Genomic DNA, 16,367 nt, shown 5'->3' with positions numbered 1-16,367 from the left:
GAGGGTGAGGTACCCCGAGCGCTACAGACCCATGTCCTTGGCGATGATCATCTTCATCACCTCGGAGGTGCCGCCGTAGATCCGGTTGACCCGGTTGTCGGCGTACAGGCGGGCGATCGGGTACTCGTTCATGAACCCGTAGCCGCCGTGCAGCTGCAGGCAGCGGTCGATCACCCGGTGGGCGACCTCCGTGCAGAACAGCTTCGCCGAGGCCGCCTCGGCCGCCGTCAGCTCTCCGGCGTCGAGCGCCTCCAGGGCGCGGTGGGCGACCGCCTCGGAAGCATCCACCTCGGCCTTGCAGGCGGCGAGCTCGAACTTCGTGTTCTGGAACGAGGCCACGGTCTTGCCGAACACGGTGCGCTGGGCGACGTACTCCTGGGTGAACCGGATCGCCGCCTTGGCCTGGGCGAACGAGCCGTAGGCGATGCCCCAGCGCTCGGAGGCGAGGTTGTGGCCGAGGTAGTCGAAACCCTTGCCCTCCTCGCCGAGCAGGTCCTCGACGGGCACCTTGACGTCGGTGAAGGAGAGCTCGGCGGTGTCGGACGTCTTCAGGCCGAGCTTGTCCAGCTTGCGACCGACGGCGAAGCCCTCGGAGTGCGCGTCGACGGCGAGCAGGGACAGGCCGAAGCGGCGGTTCTCCTCGGTCGCGGGGCTGGTGCGGGCCGCGACGATCACCCGGTCGGCCAGCACGCCGCCGGTGATGAAGGTCTTGGCGCCGTTGAGCACGTAGTGGGTGCCGTCCTCGGACAGCTTCGCGGTGGTACGGATGCCGGCGACGTCGGAGCCGGTGCCGGGCTCGGTCATCGCGAGCGCCCACATCTCCTCGGCGGCCACGAACGGCGGCAGGTAGCGCTGCTTCTGCTCCTCGGTGGCGAGCATCTTGATGTAGGGCAGCGCCAGCAGGACGTGCACGCCGGAGCCGCCGAACGTCACCCCGGCCCGGGCGGTCTCCTCGGAGAGGATCGCCTCGAACTTGTGCGTCTCGAGTCCGGCGCCGCCGTACTCCTCCGGGACGGAGATCCCGAAGACGCCGAGGTCGGCGAGCTTCTTGTAGAGCTCCTTGGGGACCTCGCCCGCGGCGAACCAGTCCTCGAAGTTCGGTGAGACCTCGGCGGCGATGAAGGCCCGCAGGGTCTGGCGGAAGGACTCGTGATCCTCGTCGAACACGGTGCTGCGCATGGCTGTCTCCCTCGACTGTGGCGTGTGTCACGCCAGCCTAGGCATTCAGCCACAGCGGATCGGGTACGGGGTGGGTTCACGTCCATCCAGAGAAGGAGTTCACGATGAGTGCTGACGACAAGCTCGAGAACAAGGCCCAGGACCTGACCGGCCGGGCCAAGGAGGCCGCCGGAGCGGTGACCGGGAACGACTCGCTCAAGGCCGAAGGTGAGGCCGACCAGAAGAAGGCTGGCCTCAAGGACAAGATCGAGGACATCAAGGACAAGGTCGAGAAGAAGATCGACGAGACCTTCTGATCGTGTCCTGATTGGTGTCCTGGCCGCGGGGTACCTGGGTGGCATGGCTGACGTCGTCGATCTGATCACCCAGGACCACCGCGAGCTGGAGCGCCTCTTCCGGGTGCTGCTCGACGAACCGGAGAAGCGAGCCATGACGGCTCCGGTGATGAGCACCCTGCTGTTCGCCCACAGCCGGGCCGAGGAGGTCGAGGTCTATCCGTTCGCCCGGGACGCGGGTCTGGGGGAGGACATCGAGCACAGCCAGAAGGAGCACCTGGTGGCCGACCTGATCGCCGCCCGCCTGGTGGTGACCGACCCGACCTCGGCAGCGTTCGAGCAGGTCCTCCGCGAGCTCGTCGAGACGGTCCAGCACCACATCGACGAAGAGGAGGGCGACGTGCTGCCCGGGATGCGCTCGTCGATGCCGAGCGATGACCTCGAGCGACTCGCGAAGCGGTTCCTGGCAGCCCGCACGGACAACCTCGTCGGCGTCGCGGGCGGCGACAGGAGCGAGGTCACGCGGGCATGGGCGGCCCGGGCGGAGTGGTGACCGTGTCCCCGTCGAGGTGACGATGGTGCTCCTCGACGATGTGGAGGGCGACCTCGCGCAGCTTGATGTTGTGGTTGTTCGAGAGCCTGGTCAGGTACTCGAACGCCCGGCTGTCGTCGACGCTGAAGCGCTGCATGATGATCCCCAGTGCGATCCCGATCGTGCGACGACTCTCCATCGCGGTGGTCAGCTCGTCCTCGCGACGCATCCATCCCAGCGCCACTCCCGCCTGAGCGGCGAAGAGGTCGGCCAGCTGGACGGTCTCCTGGCAGATCGAGTCACTGATCGTGGAGTAGAGGTTGATCGCGCCCATCGACCGGTCGTCGGTCAGGAGCCGGACCCCGATCATCGACCGCAGGCCGAGCGGGAGCGCGGCGCCGATGAACTCCGGCCAGCGCTGCTCGTGCCGGGCCGGTTCGATCCGGACGATGGTCTCGGCCTCCGCCGCGAACACGCAGGGACCGTCGCCGAGCACGGCCTGGATCCGATCCAGCTCGGCCGCGAAGTCGCTCGACGAGGCCGGCGTGGTGATCGTGCCGTCGCTGAGGGCGAGCGAGATCCCGACGTGGTCGATGTCAGGAAGCAGGGTCGCGGCCGCGGAGACGATGGAGTCGAGGGCCGCGGCGCGGTCCGGGGCAGAACTGAACTGTCGGGCGACCTCGGCCAGGCTCGCCAGCAATTGGGGCTTATCCACGTGCTCCTCATTCATGGCACCACAACGTCCTCGACCCGACCTGCTTCAGCGTCCTGGCCAGCATAGACATATCCCGGGGTGCAGGAGGGTACAGCGGTGCTCAGGTGAACTCTGTGGCCATGGAGACCGAGGGCACCAGGTCCGTGGGGTCGACGCTTCCGGCCCCGTGGACCGCTCTCCGGAGGTTTGAGCTTTTTACTTTGCGGGTACGGTCGATTCAGGTTCACCCGTGAGCGGTCGACACCACGGCCGCGCCAGCTGTACTCCCCTCACCGAGGTGACGACGTGAGCACGACAGCCACCAAGCACCATGCCTCCCGGGACCTCCAGGGGGTCGAGCAGGACCTGAAACGCACCCGGGCTCTTCCGGGTCTGCGCCGCCAGGCGGCCGAGGAGAGGATCATCCAACGGCTGATGCCGTTGGCCGCCTCTCTCGCACGCCGCTACGTGGGTCGAGGTCTCGCAGCCGACGACCTCGAGCAGGTCGCCTACGTCGGGCTGATCAAGTCCGTCCGCGGATTCGACCCGGATCGGGGCAGCGACTTCGCGTCGTACGCCGTCCCCACCATCCGGGGCGAGCTGCAGCGCCACTTCCGCGACGCCGGGTGGACCGTGCGTCCGCCGCGTCGGATCCAGGAGCTGCAGGCCCGGCTCTGGGCGACCGAGTCCCGGATGTCCCAGCAGCTGCACCGCGCCCCGACCGCGGGCGAGCTGGCCGTCGAGCTCGACGTCCCCGCCGCCGAGGTCAGGGAGGCGCTGTCGTCGGGCGGCTGCTTCCGGCCGACCTCCCTCGACGAGACCGGCGGCGACCACGACGGCAGCAGTCTCGGTGAGCGTCTGGTCTCCGACGAGGAGGGCTACGCCCGGACCGAGACGCGGTTGATGCTGGCGCGCGCCCTGCGTGGGCTCGGGGAGCGGGACCGTCGCATCGTCGTGCTCCGCTTCTTCGACGGTCGGACGCAGGCCGAGATCGGCAGGGAGGTCGGGGTGACGCAGATGCAGATCTCCCGGCTGCTCACCCGGATCCTCGCCGAGATGCGGGTCTCCCTGACCGCTCCTGCCGCCCGGGCCGCCTGACCGGCTCACGCGCCGAGCAGTGCCGCGACCGCCCGGTCCAGCGCGTCTGGACCGTGCGGTCGCGGGTCCAGGACCGTGCCGGCCTCGAAGAGGTCGATCACCCGCGGATCGATGTAGGACGACCGTGCGACGCTCGGGGTGTTTCCGAGCAGCTCCGACGTCACCTCCAGTGCCTGCCTGAGGCGGACGGCGCGTCCCCGGGCCGAGGTCGGGGCCGGCGGCTCGGCCAGGGCGGCCGCAGCGGTGACCGTGGCGTGCCAGGTCCGGATGTCCTTCGCCGTGACGTCCAGTCCCGTGACCGCGCGGATGTGCTCGTTGACCTCGTCGGGAGAGAGGGGGCGGCGTCGACCGGCCTCCGGAACGGTCAGCAGGCGGTCGCAGCCGCTGCGGCGCCGGCGCAGGGAGTCCACCACCGCGACGACGTCGGGGTCGTCGATCACGATCTCGTGCTCGACGCCGGACTTGCCGATGAACGTGAAGGCACGCGCCCCCTGCCGCGCCCGCACGTGGCCGCGTTCGAGTGTGGTCAGCCCGTGGGCACCGAAGTCGGCGGCCGACGCCTCCGAGCCCGGGCGGAAGCAGCCAGGTCGATCAGCCGGACCGCCGCGGCGAGGACGCGCAACCGCTCGGACTCCTCGTCCTGGGCGTCGGTTCGCATCTGGTGGCGCAGCGTGCGTCGGACCCCGGGCAGCCGAGTGGCGAGGCTGGCCACGCGGTCGAACTTCTCCGCGTCGCGCTGCTCGCGCCAGGCGGGGTGGTAGAGGTATTGACGTCGACCCGCGTCGTCGGTGCCGACCGCTTGGAGGTGGCCCCGTGCGTGGGGGCAGATCCACACCTCGGTCCAGGCCGGAGGGATCGCCAGCGCGCGCACCCGTTCCACCTCGGCGGGGCCCAGCCGCTCGCCGTCGCGGTCGAGGTAGCTGAAGCCGCGACCGCGACGTACCCGACGCCATCCGGGTTCCTGGCTGGAGACGTAGCGCAGCCGCACCGTTGTTGCCCCTTCCCGTCGTCTCGCTCCGGTGTTTGCCGATCCTGGTGTGGGGTACCCCTCCTTCATGTCCGGTATCGCTATCACCCTGATCATCGTGCTCGGAGCCGTCGTCGTGGCGGGGTTCCTGATCGCGTGGACCCTCGACGCCCGGCGGGCGGACAAGGTGACCCACGACGAGGAGCGGCTCGACGTCGATCCCGACCTCGCCGTGAAGCCGGTCGATCCGCCGCCGCACACGACGTGGGTCGACGACGCGGCCGCCGCTCGACCGCGGGTCGAGCCCGACGCCGATCCCGGCAGCGTGCCCGAGGGCTGGGGCGACGACCCCTTCGGGCGTCCTCCGGCCGACCGTGGGATGCGCTGATGCCACAGCGGTCCTGGAGCGCCAAGCGCGAGCGCCAGTACAAGCACATCAAGGACGGCCTGCTCGATCGCGGCGAGAACGAGGACACCGCCGAGGAGATCGCCGCCCGTACCGTGAACAAGGAACGCGCACGTCATGGGGAGTCCGACGAGGCCAGCCGGACCTCGACCGAGGACATCTCCTCGGGACGACGCGGCGGACTGCGCAGCCACCACGGTCGCGGCGGCCGCACGAAGGCGCAGCTCTACCAAGAAGCCAGGAAGAAGCACATCAAGGGTCGGTCGCGGATGACCAAGGCTGAGCTCGAGCGCGAGGTCGACCGATGAAGCTGCGCGTTCTCGTCCTGGTCGGCGCCCTCGTCGGCGCTGCCACCGGAGTGGCACTGGTGGTCATGCGGCTGCGACGTGAGGAGCGGTGGGAGCAGCTCGACGGCGACGAACGACGCGACGACGAGCTGCTCGACCGGCCCTCAACCAGCAGCGCCTGAGCCCAGGTCGCCGGGTGCACACAGCCGCCCGGCGATGGCCGTCGCGGCGGCGACGTCGGGGGAGACCAGGTGGGTCCTCGCCCCGTCCCCCTGACGGCCCTCGAAGTTGCGGTTGGTGGTCGACGCCGACCGCACGCCGGGGCCGAGCGAGTCGGGGTTCATCGCCGTGCACATCGAGCACCCCGCCGAACGCCACTCGAAGCCGGCGTCGAGGAACACCCGGTCGAGCCCCTCGGCCTCGGCGGAGGACGCGACCGCCCACGAGCCGGGAACGACCAGGGCCCGCACCCCCGGTGCGACCGTCCGCCCGGCGGCGACCCGGGCCGCCGCGCGCAGGTCGTCGAGGCGCCCGTTGGTGCAGGAGCCGATGAAGACCGCGTCGATCGCGATCTCCCGCATCGGGGTGCCCGGGGTCAGGTCCATGTAGGCCAACGCGCGGACCGCGGCCTCGTGCCCGGCCGGGTCGACGAACGACGCCGGATCGGGCACCTGCCCGTCGAGCGGCACCGAGTGGCTCGGGATGGTGCCCCAGGTGACCGTCGGGGAGACCGCCGCGGCATCGATCACGATGCTCCGGTCGAAGCCGGCGCCCTCATCGGTCGCCAACGCGGCCCACGCGGTCACCGCCTCGTCCCAGTGCCGGCCGGTCGGAGCGTGCCGACGGCCCTGCAGGTAGGAGAGGGTGACCGCGTCGGGCGCGATCATCCCGGCGCGGGCACCGCACTCGATCGTCATGTTGCACAGCGTCATCCGCTGCTCCATGCCGAGAGCGCTGACCGTGCTTCCGCGGTACTCGACCAAGGCGCCGGACCCGCCGTGCGGGCCGATCACCCGCACCACGTGCAGGGCCAGGTCCTTGGCGGTGACGCCGGGACCCAGCACGCCGTCGATCCGGACCTCCATCGTCCGCGGTCGATCCATCCACACGGTCTGGCTGGCGAGCACGTGCTCGACCTGGGTGGTCCCGATGCCGAACGCGAGGGCGCCGAAGGCGCCGTGGGTGGAGGTGTGGGAGTCGCCGCAGACGATCGTCATCCCGGGTTGGGACAGGCCCTGCTCGGGACCGATCACGTGCACGATCCCGTTCCCGGCCGACGCCATCGGATGGTGCGGCACCCCGAACTCGGCGCAGTTGGTCCTCACCAGCTCCAGCTGGCGGCGGCTCAGGGGATCGGCGACCACCTCGCCCGTGCCCACCGTGGGGACGTTGTGGTCCTCGGTCGCCATGGTCAGCTCCGGTCGGCGGACCGGCCGACCCGCCTCCCGCAGGCCCGCGAACGCCTGGGGCGAGGTCATCTCGTGCAACAGGTGCAGGTCGACGTACAGCAGGTCGGGACCGTCGCCGCCGGCGACCACGACGTGGCTGTCCCACAGCTTGTCGGGCAGGGTGCGTGGCGCCATCGACGCCTCCTCACGTTCTCTTCCAGTTCGGATATCACCATGTTAGCGTTCGCTAAGTGGCGTACGTCACGATCCGGTTCGGAAGGAGCGCCGAAGACCATGCAGAACTCGATCCCGCTCGGGAACATCGGCGACGGTGAGCTGACCGTCGCGAACATCCTGCGGCACGGCTCGACCTGGCACGCCGACCGCTCGGTGCTGACCGTCGGCGACGACGCGGCCACCGTCAGCTTCGGCGACTTCGCCGGCCGTGCCGCGGCCCTGGCCCACGGCCTCGCCTCGCTCGGGGTCCGACCCGGAGCCTGTGTCGGCTCGCTGCTCTCGAACACCCGGCACCACCTCGAGGCGTACTACGCGGTCCCGTCCATGGGAGCGCTGCTGCACACCGTCAACCCGCGCCTCTCTCGCGAGCAGATCAGCTACACGATCACCCATGCCGCCGGCGAGGTGCTCCTGGTCGAGCCGCCGCTGCTGGGACAGCTGGTGGACGCGGCAGCGCTCCTCCCGACCGTGCGCACGCTCGTCGTCGTCGGCGCCTTCGACCGCGCCGTCCTGGGGGAGTGGGCGGTCCAAGCCATCTCGTACGACGACCTCGTCGCGGGGCAGCCGACCGAGTACGCCTGGCCCGTCGTCGACGAACGCTCCGCCGCCACGCTCTGCTACACCAGCGGGACGACCGGTGACCCCAAGGGGATCGCCTACAGCCATCGCTCGATCTGGATCCACGCGCTCTCGTTGTGCACCGCCAACGCGGTCGGGGTCAGTGCCGGTGACACCGGCTACATCATCGTCCCGATGTACCACGCGAACGCCTGGGGCTACCCGTTCGCCAACTTCTGGGCGGGCGGCGACCTGCTGCTCAGCAACAACAAGGTGGACCCGGTGACCGTGGTCGAGGCCGTCCGACAGCACCGGCCGACGTACGCCAACGGCGTGCCGACCGTGTGGAACGAGATCCTCACCCACGTCGATGCCGACGAGGGCCGTGACCTCGCGTCCCTGAACCGGGTCGTCCTCGGTGGTGCCCCGATCCCGCAGGCGCTGAGTCGCGGGCTCGCGAGGTACGGCGTCGAGGCGCTGCAGGGGTGGGGGATGACCGAGACCTCTCCGCTGGTCACGGTCAATCGCCCTCCACGTCCTGAGGAGAACCCTGATCCCGAGGCTCGCGCAGCCCTGCAGGGACGGGTGCTCGCCGGGGTCGACATCCGGGTGGTCCAGCCCGACAGCGGTGAGGTGCTGGCCGCCGATGGTGCGTCGGTGGGAGAGCTGGAGGTGCGCGGACCGTGGATCGCGGACTCCTACTTCCGCACCGCGGCGCCGGAGAAGTTCCGCGACGGCTGGTTGCGCACCGGTGACATCGGGACGATCGATCCGCTCGGGTACGTGCATCTGAGCGACCGCGCCAAGGACGTGATCAAGTCCGGCGGCGAGTGGATCTCCTCGGTCCACCTGGAGCTCGAGATCGCCAAGCACCCGGACGTGCTGCAGGCAGCCGTGATCGGTGTGCCGGACGAGCGCTGGGACGAGCGACCGGCGGCCCTCGTCGTGCTGCGTGAGGGCAGCGAGGTCACGGTCGAGCAGCTGCGGGCGCACCTGATCGAGGAGCTGCCGAAGTGGTGGGTCCCCGAGCGCTGGATCCTGCTGGAGGCCCTGCCGCTGACCAGCGTCGGGAAGTTCGACAAGCGCGCCATGCGTCAGCTCTACGCGGCCGGCGACCTCCCGGTGCAGCACCTCTGAGCACCCCGAGTGTTCGCCCTTAGCGATCGCTCAGACCCAGGTTGACTCGCTTGCTTAGCGAGTGTTCAATAAGGATGCCGCGTGTGAGGCGGGCCACATGGTCCGGCGGGGGCACGCCATGACGTCAAGGAGAGAAACGTGAGCGGAGACGCACTCAAGGTCTGGGGTATCGCAGGCAGCCTGCGAGCCGACTCGTGGAACCAGAAGCTGCTGGAGGCGGCGGCCAAGCTCGCGCCGGAGGGCATGGAGATCCACGTCAGTGACCTGCTCCCGCAGATCCCGATGTTCAACCAGGACCTGATCGGCAACGAGCCGGCGATCGTGCAGCAGGTCCGTGCCGAGGTCGCTGCCGCCGACGCCGTCCTGATCGTCACCCCGGAGTACAACGGGGGCGTCCCCGGCGTGCTCAAGAACCTGCTCGACTGGATCGCCTTCCCGATGGGTGCCTCGGCCCTGCACGAGAAGCCGGTCGCCCTGATGGGTGCCTCGGGGAGCAAGCTCGGCACCGCTCGGGCCCAGTTCGAGCTGCGCAACACCTTCGTCTTCACCCGGTCCGACGTGGTGCCCTCGCCCGAGGTCCTCGTGGGCTTCGCCCACCAGGCCTTCGACGAGAACGGCGAGCTGGTCGACGAGATCGCGACCGAGCGGATCGGTCAGCTGCTCGGCACACTGCGGCGCTACGCGCTCCGCAACGCCCAGGACGTGGTGCCCGCATGACGGCGATCGAGCGGGAGTTCGTCAGCCTGGTCTCGCCCGGTGCGTTCCGCGCCGGCGCCGGCGGTCGGCCGTGCCAGGGCGTCTACTACACGCCCGAGGGTGCCCGGCCGAAGATCGCGATGATCGCCACGCACTACCAGATCGACTTCTCCGAGCACTACCTCGCCGACCTGATGGCGCAGCGGGGGATCGGCTTCCTGGGCTGGAACACCCGCTTCCGTGGGTACGAGTGGCAGTTCCGCCTCGACCAGGCGCTCGTCGACATCGGCGCCGGGGTGCGCTGGCTCCAGGAGGAGGCCGGCGTGGAGCAGGTCATCCTGCTGGGCAACTCCGGCGGCGGGTCCCTGATGGCCGCCTACCAGTCCCAGGCCGTCGACCCCTGGGTCGTGCCGCCGCGCGACCGTGCCGAGACCGCGGGGATCGCCGAGCTCGTCCCGGGCGTCGGCTACGTCTCGCTGGCCGCGCACCTGGGTCGCCCCGACGTGCTCACCTCGTGGCTCGACGGTGCGGTCACCGACGAAAACGACCCCACCGCGACCGACCCCGCGCTCGACCTGTTCAGCGAGCAGAACGCGCCGCCGTACTCGGCCGAGTTCATCGAGCGCTACCGGGCCGCCCAGGTGGCCCGCAACCACCGGATCACGGCGTGGGCGACGTCCGAGCTGGAGCGGATCACCGCGCTCGGCTACGACGACTACCCGTTCAGCGTGCACCGCACCTGGGCCGACCCGCGGATGTTCGACCCGACGCTCGAGCCGACCGACCGCCCCACCGCGGAGTGCTACCGCGGCGCGCTGCCGGCGGCCAACCGGACCGGGCACGGCATCGGTGGCCAGACGACGCTGCGCAACTGGCTCGAGATGTGGTCGCTGGAGGAGTCGCAGTGCCGGGCCGACAAGCGGCTGGGCTCGATCACGGTGCCCGCCCTGGTGATCAACCCCACCGGCGACACCGGCGTCTTCCCCAGTGACGCTGAGCAGATCTTCAACCGGATCGGCAGCGCGGAGAAGAAGCGGATCGACCTGGCCGGCGACCACTACTTCCTGGCTCCCGACGGGGCCCGGGACGTCGTCGCCGACACGATCGCGGACTGGATCGGATCGACGTTCGGTGTCTGAGGCATCCCCGATCGGGGCGCTGGCGGCTGCTCGTCGCCAGCACTGGGTCAACCAGGTCGCCCGTCACGCCGCCTCGCGGGCCGACGTCGTCGCGCTCGAGTTCGAGGGGCAGCGGCGCACGTGGGCCGAGGTCCAGGCTCGCGTCGTGGCGCTGTCGGGCGCGCTGGCTCGCCGGGGTGTGACGTTCGGCGATCGGGTCGCCGTCCTGATGGGCAACCGGGCCGAGTACGTGGAGATCCTGATCGCGGTCAATCGACTGGGTGCGATCGCGGTGCCGGTGAACTTCCGGCTCAGCCCGGGCGAGGTCGGCTACATCCTCGACGACAGCGGTGCTGGCTTCCTGTTCGTCGACGACCTGGCCCGTGACCTCGGACGGGCCGCTGCGGCCAGCACGTCGGGTGCGGTCCAGCTCTGTGACGTCACCACCGACGGCGGTCCGTCGCCGGTCGGCCTGGCGTCGTACGAGGACCTGCTGGCCGAGGAAGGCCCCGTGGCCGAGGCGGTCGACGTGCCCGAGGACTCCCCGGCGCTGATCATGTACACCTCCGGCACCACCGGGCGTCCCAAGGGTGCGGTCCTGACGCACCTCAACCTGGCGGCGCAGTGCACCACGAACATCAGCGCGTTCGGTCTCCGGTTCCGCGACGAGGTCCAGCTGTGCGCCTCGCCGATCTTCCACATCGGCGCGGTCGGTACGTTCGCGCCGGCCGTGATGGTCGGAGCCACGATCGTGATCATGCCGTCGGCGGCGTTCGACCCCGGAGGCGTGCTCGACCTGATCGCCCAGCAGAGGGTCAACACGCTCTTCCTGGTGCCGACCCAGTGGCAGGCGGTCTGCGAGGCGCAGGTGCAGCAGCCGCGCGACCTCACCAGCCTCCGGGTCGCCGGCTGGGGCGCTGCCCCGGCGACGGACGCACTGCTGCGCACGATGAACCAGGTGCTCGTCGGTGCTGACAACGTCGCCTTCTTCGGCCAGACCGAGATGTCCCCGGTCACCTGCGTGCTCGAGGGCAAGGACGCGATCCGCAAGCTCGGCTCGGTCGGCCGCCCGGTCCCGGGCGTCGAGATCCGCGTCGTGACCCCGGAGATGACCGACGTGGCTCCGGGCGAGGTCGGCGAGATCGTCTACCGCGGACCCGGGCTGATGCTGGGCTACTGGAACAACCCGACCGCGACGGCCGACGCCTTCGCCGGCGGCTGGTTCCACTCCGGCGACCTGGTCCGGGTCGACGACGAGGGCTTCATCTACGTCGTCGACCGGGCCAAGGACATGATCATCTCGGGCGGGGAGAACATCTACTGCGCCGAGGTCGAGAACGTCCTGGCCGAGCACCCCGACGTCGTCGAGGTCTCCGTGGTCGGGCGGCCGCACGAGCGCTGGGGCGAGACTCCGGTCGCGGTCGTCGTGCTCCGCGACGGTGCCGAGCCGCTCGACGTGGTGGCGATGCGGGAGTGGGCCGGAGGACACCTGGCGCGCTACAAGCTGCCGTCGGTGGTGGAGGTCGTCGAGGCACTGCCCCGGAACGCCTCGGGCAAGGTGCTCAAGGACACCCTGCGGGTCACCTTCGGCTGAGCGTTCGACACCGACGACCACAACGGCCCGGCCCCCGAGGGGACCGGGCCGTTGTCGGTATCGGTTGCTGCTCAGGCGAGCGCCGCGAGGAGCTGGCCGTAGTCGAAGTACTCCTCGATCCGGTGGATCCGGGAGTCCTCGACGTAGACCCGGAGGATCGCGGGGACGAGAGCCGTCTTCCCGTCGCGGACCGCCTTGATCGTGTGCTGGCGCAGGAATCCGCCCTCGATCTCGGTCCGTCGGGCGTCGACGTACTCGAAGCTCTCGTACCGCTGGCCGATCCCGCCGAGCACCGCGAGGTTCTCGGCCTTGGACTGCTCCACCCCGTCCCAGTTGTGCCAGACGGTGACGTCGTCGGTGTAGCAGTCGCCCACGGCCTCGATGTCACCCGCCGCGACCGCGTCGAAGAACCGGTCGGCGAGGTCGAGTACGGCGCTCACGGCCGCGCCTCAGACGCCGACGCGGACGGGCATCGGCTGGACCTCGCCGTCCTTGTTGACCGGGTTGTGCCGAACGTCCTCGGCGGTGAGCTCGCGGGTCCAGGCGGCGAACTCGAGGAGCTCGCCGTCGGGGCCGAAGAAGTACATCGAGCGGACGAAGACGCCCTTGTCGGCGGTGGTGTACTCCGAGATGCCGCGCGGGCTGTCGTCGTGGTTGAGCACCGGTCCGGTCACGACGCCCTTGGCGTCGAGCTTGGCCTTGTACTCGTCGAACTTCTCCAGCGGCACCTTGAAGGCGACGTGGTTCATCGAGCCGTGCGCCGTGACGAACTCGTCGACGCCGGGGATGTGGTTGGGGGAGGCGATGCCGGGAGCCCGCTTGGGTGCGCCCGGGAACCAGAAGAACGCCAGGTACTCGTTGCAGCCGACGTCGAAGAAGAAGTGCTGGCCGCCGTTGCTCATCTCGACCGTCTTGGCCAGCGGCAGGCCGAGGACGTTGGTGTAGAAGTCCACCGTCCGCTCCATGTCCTCGCAGACCAGCGCGAGGTGGCACAGGCCACCCAGTTCGAACTCGGTGTTCGTCATTTCCATCACTCCCTGTCGTGTCGAGCCTTGGAATGTGACCGTAGTCACGCTGTTCGGCGGAGTCAATAGTTAGCGCTCGTTCAGTACGAACAATGATCGGCTGCGCCGTGCCTGCCCGACGCGGTGCGTCGGGGCCGATAGCGTTTCGGCCGTGGTGAAGGGATCGCGGAAGACCGAGTCGGGCCTGGGTGCGACGGTGCGCGCTGCGCGGAAGGCGCGCGGCCTGGGCCTGCGCGACCTCGCCGTGACGGTCGGGATGAGCCCGTCGTCCCTCAGCGAGTTCGAGAACGGCAAGAGCACGCCGAGCCGGGTGCGGCTGGAGGCGCTCGCGGCGGCGCTCGAGGTGGAGCTCGTCGAGGCGGCTCCCGAGCGTGACGACATCTCGTTCGTCTCGTGGCGCGAGTTCGACCCGGTGCCGCTCGACCCGGTGCGGAACGCGGCGCTCGAGGTCTTCGTCGAGTTCGGCTACTACGGCGCGACGATGCGGATGATCGCCGATCGTTCCGGGATGTCGGTCGCCGGCGTCTACCACCACATCCGGAGCAAGGACGAGGTCCTCGCCTGGTTGATCGAGCGCTCGATGACCGAGCTGTTCGCGCGCTGTGCCGCGGCGGATGCCGAGGTCGTGGACCCGCGGCGACGCCTGTCCCAGCTGGTCGAGTGCCTGGTCCTCTTCCACGTGCACCGGCGTCCGTGGGCGTTCCTGGCGGCGAGCGAGGGCCGATCGCTCGACGACGAGCACCGTGACCGCCTGTTCGAGGGGCGGCGCCGGGTGCGCCGACTGATCCAGGACGCGCTGGCCTCCTACGTCGGCGTGGAGTCGACCGTCGTCCCCGAGGAGTCGATCGCCCGGGCGATCGCGACGATGTGCGTCGGTGTCGCCGACTGGTACGGCGCGGCCGGCAGCCCGGATCCGTCGAAGCTCGCCGACGAGTTCGTGACGTTGGCGCTCGCGATGGCCACGGCCGAGCCCCGAACGCTTGTCCCGTCAGGAGTCTCCGACTAAGTTAGCGAACGCTAAGTCGGTCAATCCTGAACAAAGGATGTGCAGCCATGCGCATTGTCGAGATCCGAGAGGTGGCGGTCCCGCTCCAGGGCAACGTCGCCAACGCGGTCGTGGACTTCTCCCGCCACACGGTCTCCCTCGTGGCGGTGGTCAGTGACGTCGTCCGCGACGGGCGACCGCTCGTGGGGGTGGCCTTCAACTCGATCGGCCGGTACGCCCAGGGCGGCATCCTGCGCGACCGGATGATCCCGCGCGTGCTGGAGGCGGACCCCGAGTCGTTGCTCGGGTCCGAGACCGGGCTGATCGATCCGGCCGCGGTGCTCGCGGCCGCGCTCAAGGACGAGAAGCCCGGTGGTCACGGCGACCGGGCCGCGGCGGCGAGCGCGATCGAGCTCGCCTGCTGGGACCTGCTGGCCAAGGAGGCCGACGAGCCCGCGCACCACACCATCGCCCGGGCCCACGGCCGAGCGGTGGCGACCCGGGGGATGCCGGTCTACGCGGCCGGTGGCTACTACGCACCCGGCAAGGGCACCGAGGCGCTGCGGGAAGAGCTCCTCGGCTACCGCGCCAACGGCTACGACGCGGTCAAGATCAAGATCGGTGGCGCTTCGCTGGCCGACGACCTGCGCCGCCTCGAAGCCGCCATCGACGTGATGGGGTCAGGCTCGGCCGTCGCCGTGGACGCCAACGGCCGCTTCGACCTCGAGACGGCGCTGACCTACGGGCGCGAGATGGCTGACCTCGGCCTGCGCTGGTACGAGGAGGCCGGTGACCCGCTCGACTACGACCTCAACCGGCGCCTGTCCGAGGTCTACGACGGCCCGATCGCCACGGGCGAGAACCTCTTCTCCACCCGCGACGTCGAGAACCTGCTGCGCTACGGCGGGTTCCGGGCCGATCGCGACATCTTCCAGATGGACGCCGGCCTGAGCTACGGACTGACCGAGTACGCCGCCATGATCGAGCTCCTGGAGAAGCACGGCGTCTCGCGCACGGCGGCGTTCCCGCACGGCGGGCACCTGATCAACCTGCACATCGTGCTGGGCCTGGGACTGGGCGGCTGCGAGGCGTACCCCGGGGTGTTCCAGCCCTTCGGGGGCTACGGACCCGACGCGGTCGTCGAGTCGGGCACGGTGCGCGCGTCCGAGGCGCCCGGGTTCGGTCTGGAGGCCAAGCCGGGGCTGGCCGAGCAGATCGCCGGCCTGCTCCGATGAGGATCGCCGTGATGGGGGCCGGCTCGATGGGATCGGTCTACGCCGCCCGCTTGGCCCGCGGCGGCCACGACGTGCTCGCGATCAGCCGCTCGGTCGCGCACGTCGAGGCGATCAACGCCCACGGCCTCGTGCTCCTCGGCCCCGACGGGGAGGCGACCGTCCCGCTGCGCGCCTTCACCTCGCCTCCGGCCGAACCGGTCGACCTCGTCGTGCTCGCCGTCAAGGCCGCCGACGCCGGACCCGCCGCGGCCGCGGTGGCGCCGATGCTGGGGGAGAGGACCGTCGTCCTCACCATCCAGAACGGCCTCGGTGCCGCCGAGGAGGTGGCCGGCCTCGTCGGCACCGACCGGCTCGCCGTGGGCATCGCCAGCGGCTTCGGTGCCGAGCTCGTCGCGCCCGGCCAGGTCCGACACCAGGCCATGCGCGCCGTTCGCCTCGGTCCGTACGGCGGCCACGTCGAGGGGATGGCCGGGGAGACCGCCGAGGAGGTCGCGGCCGCATGGCGCCAGGGCGGATTCGACGCCGAGGCCGTGGGCGACATCCTGGCGATGCAGTGGGAGAAGCTGATCTGCAACGTCGCCTACAGCGCCCTGTGCGCGCTCACCGGCCTGACCGTCGGTGAGGTCCGGGACGACGTGCGCCTCGGCCCGCTCAGCCAGCGGGCCGCTGTCGAGGCGTGGGAGACCGCGAGGGCGCTCGGCGTGGCGATCACGGTCGAGGACCCGGTCGAGCACGTTCGCGCGTTCGCCGCGCAGATGCCGTCGGCGAAGCCCTCCGCCCTGCTCGACCTGGAGGCCGGTCGGGTCAGCGAGGTCGGGGTGATCAACGGTGCGATCGGGCGGGAGGCGGCCAAGGTCGGCCGGACGGCGCCGATCAACGACACGCTGACCACCCTGGTGCAGGCGCGGGAAGCGGATCCCCGTTGAGCCTTAGTTTACGCTCGCTCAGAGGCGCCG

The 16,367-nt window shown here is 70.3% G+C and carries 20 protein-coding genes; 13 read left to right on the top strand and 7 right to left on the bottom strand.

All coding sequences use genetic code 11. The features are described from left to right. Nucleotides 1-21: 21 nt before the first annotated feature. The gene (locus tag ACZ5J1_RS11175) at nt 22-1,179 is read right to left on the bottom strand and encodes an acyl-CoA dehydrogenase family protein (protein WP_464558738.1); all 1,158 of its coding nucleotides are present in this window, start codon (nt 1,177-1,179) and stop codon (nt 22-24) included. 104 nt (nt 1,180-1,283) lie between these two features. Here ACZ5J1_RS11175 and ACZ5J1_RS11170 point away from each other — a divergent pair, with 104 nt between their 5' ends. Together ACZ5J1_RS11170 and ACZ5J1_RS11165 are read left to right on the top strand one after the other, a co-directional pair. Then, complete coding sequence (locus ACZ5J1_RS11170; protein WP_464558736.1) at nt 1,284-1,475, top strand: CsbD family protein; 192 nt, start codon at nt 1,284-1,286, stop codon at nt 1,473-1,475. A 43-nt stretch (nt 1,476-1,518) separates the two neighbouring features. Beyond that, nucleotides 1,519-2,007: a hemerythrin domain-containing protein gene (locus ACZ5J1_RS11165; protein ID WP_464558734.1), complete on the top strand. Its 489-nt coding sequence runs from the start codon at nt 1,519-1,521 to the stop codon at nt 2,005-2,007. Here ACZ5J1_RS11165 and ACZ5J1_RS11160 read toward each other — a convergent pair. Then, nucleotides 1,973-2,716 carry a GAF and ANTAR domain-containing protein gene (locus tag ACZ5J1_RS11160; protein ID WP_464558732.1) on the bottom strand — a complete coding sequence of 248 codons (744 nt, stop codon included), beginning with the start codon at nt 2,714-2,716 and terminating at the stop codon, nt 1,973-1,975. The genes ACZ5J1_RS11165 and ACZ5J1_RS11160 overlap by 35 nt on opposite strands. 270 nt (nt 2,717-2,986) lie before the next feature. Between ACZ5J1_RS11160 and ACZ5J1_RS11155 the strand changes: the two genes are divergently transcribed. Further along, nucleotides 2,987-3,778 (top strand): sigma-70 family RNA polymerase sigma factor, encoded by a 792-nt coding sequence (locus ACZ5J1_RS11155; protein ID WP_464558730.1) that lies wholly within the window; start codon nt 2,987-2,989, stop codon nt 3,776-3,778. 5 nt (nt 3,779-3,783) lie between these two features. Here ACZ5J1_RS11155 and ACZ5J1_RS11150 read toward each other — a convergent pair whose 3' ends face one another. Then, nucleotides 3,784-4,308 carry a hypothetical protein gene (locus tag ACZ5J1_RS11150; RefSeq protein WP_464564778.1) on the bottom strand — a complete coding sequence of 175 codons (525 nt, stop codon included), beginning with the start codon at nt 4,306-4,308 and terminating at the stop codon, nt 3,784-3,786. Continuing rightward, a complete protein-coding gene (locus ACZ5J1_RS11145; protein ID WP_464558728.1) occupies nt 4,305-4,766 on the bottom strand; it encodes a hypothetical protein in 462 nt (153 codons plus the stop codon). Before ACZ5J1_RS11145 ends, ACZ5J1_RS11150 begins: the two co-directional genes overlap by 4 nt. Nucleotides 4,767-4,833: 67 nt before the next feature. Between ACZ5J1_RS11145 and ACZ5J1_RS11140 the strand changes: the two genes are divergently transcribed. Genes ACZ5J1_RS11140 through ACZ5J1_RS11130 form a run of 3 tightly spaced genes read left to right on the top strand, consistent with a single transcriptional unit; the run spans nt 4,834 to nt 5,620 of the window. Then, complete coding sequence (locus ACZ5J1_RS11140) at nt 4,834-5,133, top strand: hypothetical protein (protein WP_464558726.1); 300 nt, start codon at nt 4,834-4,836, stop codon at nt 5,131-5,133. Then, nucleotides 5,133-5,459: a plasmid stabilization protein gene (locus tag ACZ5J1_RS11135; RefSeq protein WP_464558724.1), complete on the top strand. Its 327-nt coding sequence runs from the start codon at nt 5,133-5,135 to the stop codon at nt 5,457-5,459. The genes ACZ5J1_RS11140 and ACZ5J1_RS11135 overlap by 1 nt, the downstream gene beginning before the upstream one ends. Further along, a complete protein-coding gene (locus tag ACZ5J1_RS11130) occupies nt 5,456-5,620 on the top strand; it encodes a hypothetical protein (RefSeq protein WP_464558722.1) in 165 nt (54 codons plus the stop codon). Before ACZ5J1_RS11135 ends, ACZ5J1_RS11130 begins: the two co-directional genes overlap by 4 nt. Here ACZ5J1_RS11130 and leuC read toward each other — a convergent pair. Continuing rightward, nucleotides 5,603-7,021 (bottom strand): 3-isopropylmalate dehydratase large subunit, encoded by a 1,419-nt coding sequence (gene leuC, locus ACZ5J1_RS11125; RefSeq protein WP_464558720.1) that lies wholly within the window; start codon nt 7,019-7,021, stop codon nt 5,603-5,605. The two genes, ACZ5J1_RS11130 and leuC, sit on opposite strands and share 18 nt — an antisense overlap. 99 nt (nt 7,022-7,120) lie before the next feature. On the opposite strand from leuC, the gene ACZ5J1_RS11120 reads away from it, so the two are divergent. The 4 genes from ACZ5J1_RS11120 to ACZ5J1_RS11105 all read left to right on the top strand — a co-directional run bounded on the left by ACZ5J1_RS11120 (nt 7,121) and on the right by ACZ5J1_RS11105 (nt 12,166). After that, nucleotides 7,121-8,758 carry a long-chain-fatty-acid--CoA ligase gene (locus ACZ5J1_RS11120; RefSeq protein WP_464558718.1) on the top strand — a complete coding sequence of 546 codons (1,638 nt, stop codon included), beginning with the start codon at nt 7,121-7,123 and terminating at the stop codon, nt 8,756-8,758. Nucleotides 8,759-8,896: 138 nt separating this feature from the next. Next, nucleotides 8,897-9,475, top strand: coding sequence for an NADPH-dependent FMN reductase (locus ACZ5J1_RS11115; protein ID WP_464558716.1), 579 nt, complete (start codon nt 8,897-8,899; stop codon nt 9,473-9,475). Continuing rightward, the gene (locus ACZ5J1_RS11110; RefSeq protein WP_464558714.1) at nt 9,472-10,593 is read left to right on the top strand and encodes an alpha/beta hydrolase family protein; all 1,122 of its coding nucleotides are present in this window, start codon (nt 9,472-9,474) and stop codon (nt 10,591-10,593) included. The genes ACZ5J1_RS11115 and ACZ5J1_RS11110 overlap by 4 nt, the downstream gene beginning before the upstream one ends. Continuing rightward, nucleotides 10,586-12,166 (top strand): long-chain-fatty-acid--CoA ligase, encoded by a 1,581-nt coding sequence (locus ACZ5J1_RS11105; protein ID WP_464558712.1) that lies wholly within the window; start codon nt 10,586-10,588, stop codon nt 12,164-12,166. The genes ACZ5J1_RS11110 and ACZ5J1_RS11105 overlap by 8 nt, the downstream gene beginning before the upstream one ends. 71 nt (nt 12,167-12,237) lie before the next feature. On the opposite strand, the gene ACZ5J1_RS11100 is transcribed toward ACZ5J1_RS11105, so the two are convergent. Beyond that, nucleotides 12,238-12,606: a nuclear transport factor 2 family protein gene (locus ACZ5J1_RS11100; RefSeq protein WP_464558710.1), complete on the bottom strand. Its 369-nt coding sequence runs from the start codon at nt 12,604-12,606 to the stop codon at nt 12,238-12,240. Between the two features lie 9 nt (nt 12,607-12,615). Continuing rightward, nucleotides 12,616-13,191: a VOC family protein gene (locus ACZ5J1_RS11095; RefSeq protein WP_464558708.1), complete on the bottom strand. Its 576-nt coding sequence runs from the start codon at nt 13,189-13,191 to the stop codon at nt 12,616-12,618. Between the two features lie 151 nt (nt 13,192-13,342). Between ACZ5J1_RS11095 and ACZ5J1_RS11090 the strand changes: the two genes are divergently transcribed. The 3 genes from ACZ5J1_RS11090 to ACZ5J1_RS11080 are packed head-to-tail and all read left to right on the top strand — an operon-like array spanning nt 13,343 to nt 16,337. After that, the gene (locus ACZ5J1_RS11090; protein WP_464558706.1) at nt 13,343-14,197 is read left to right on the top strand and encodes a helix-turn-helix domain-containing protein; all 855 of its coding nucleotides are present in this window, start codon (nt 13,343-13,345) and stop codon (nt 14,195-14,197) included. Nucleotides 14,198-14,244: 47 nt separating this feature from the next. Further along, nucleotides 14,245-15,411, top strand: coding sequence for an enolase C-terminal domain-like protein (locus tag ACZ5J1_RS11085; RefSeq protein WP_464558704.1), 1,167 nt, complete (start codon nt 14,245-14,247; stop codon nt 15,409-15,411). Continuing rightward, the gene (locus tag ACZ5J1_RS11080) at nt 15,408-16,337 is read left to right on the top strand and encodes a ketopantoate reductase family protein (RefSeq protein WP_464558702.1); all 930 of its coding nucleotides are present in this window, start codon (nt 15,408-15,410) and stop codon (nt 16,335-16,337) included. The genes ACZ5J1_RS11085 and ACZ5J1_RS11080 overlap by 4 nt, the downstream gene beginning before the upstream one ends. Nucleotides 16,338-16,367 lie beyond the last annotated feature (30 nt).

The sequence above is a fragment of the Nocardioides sp. JCM 18999 genome (genome assembly GCF_055391175.1).
Note: the sequence above shows the minus strand (reverse complement) of the source record. Positions and strands in the feature narration are given on the sequence as shown.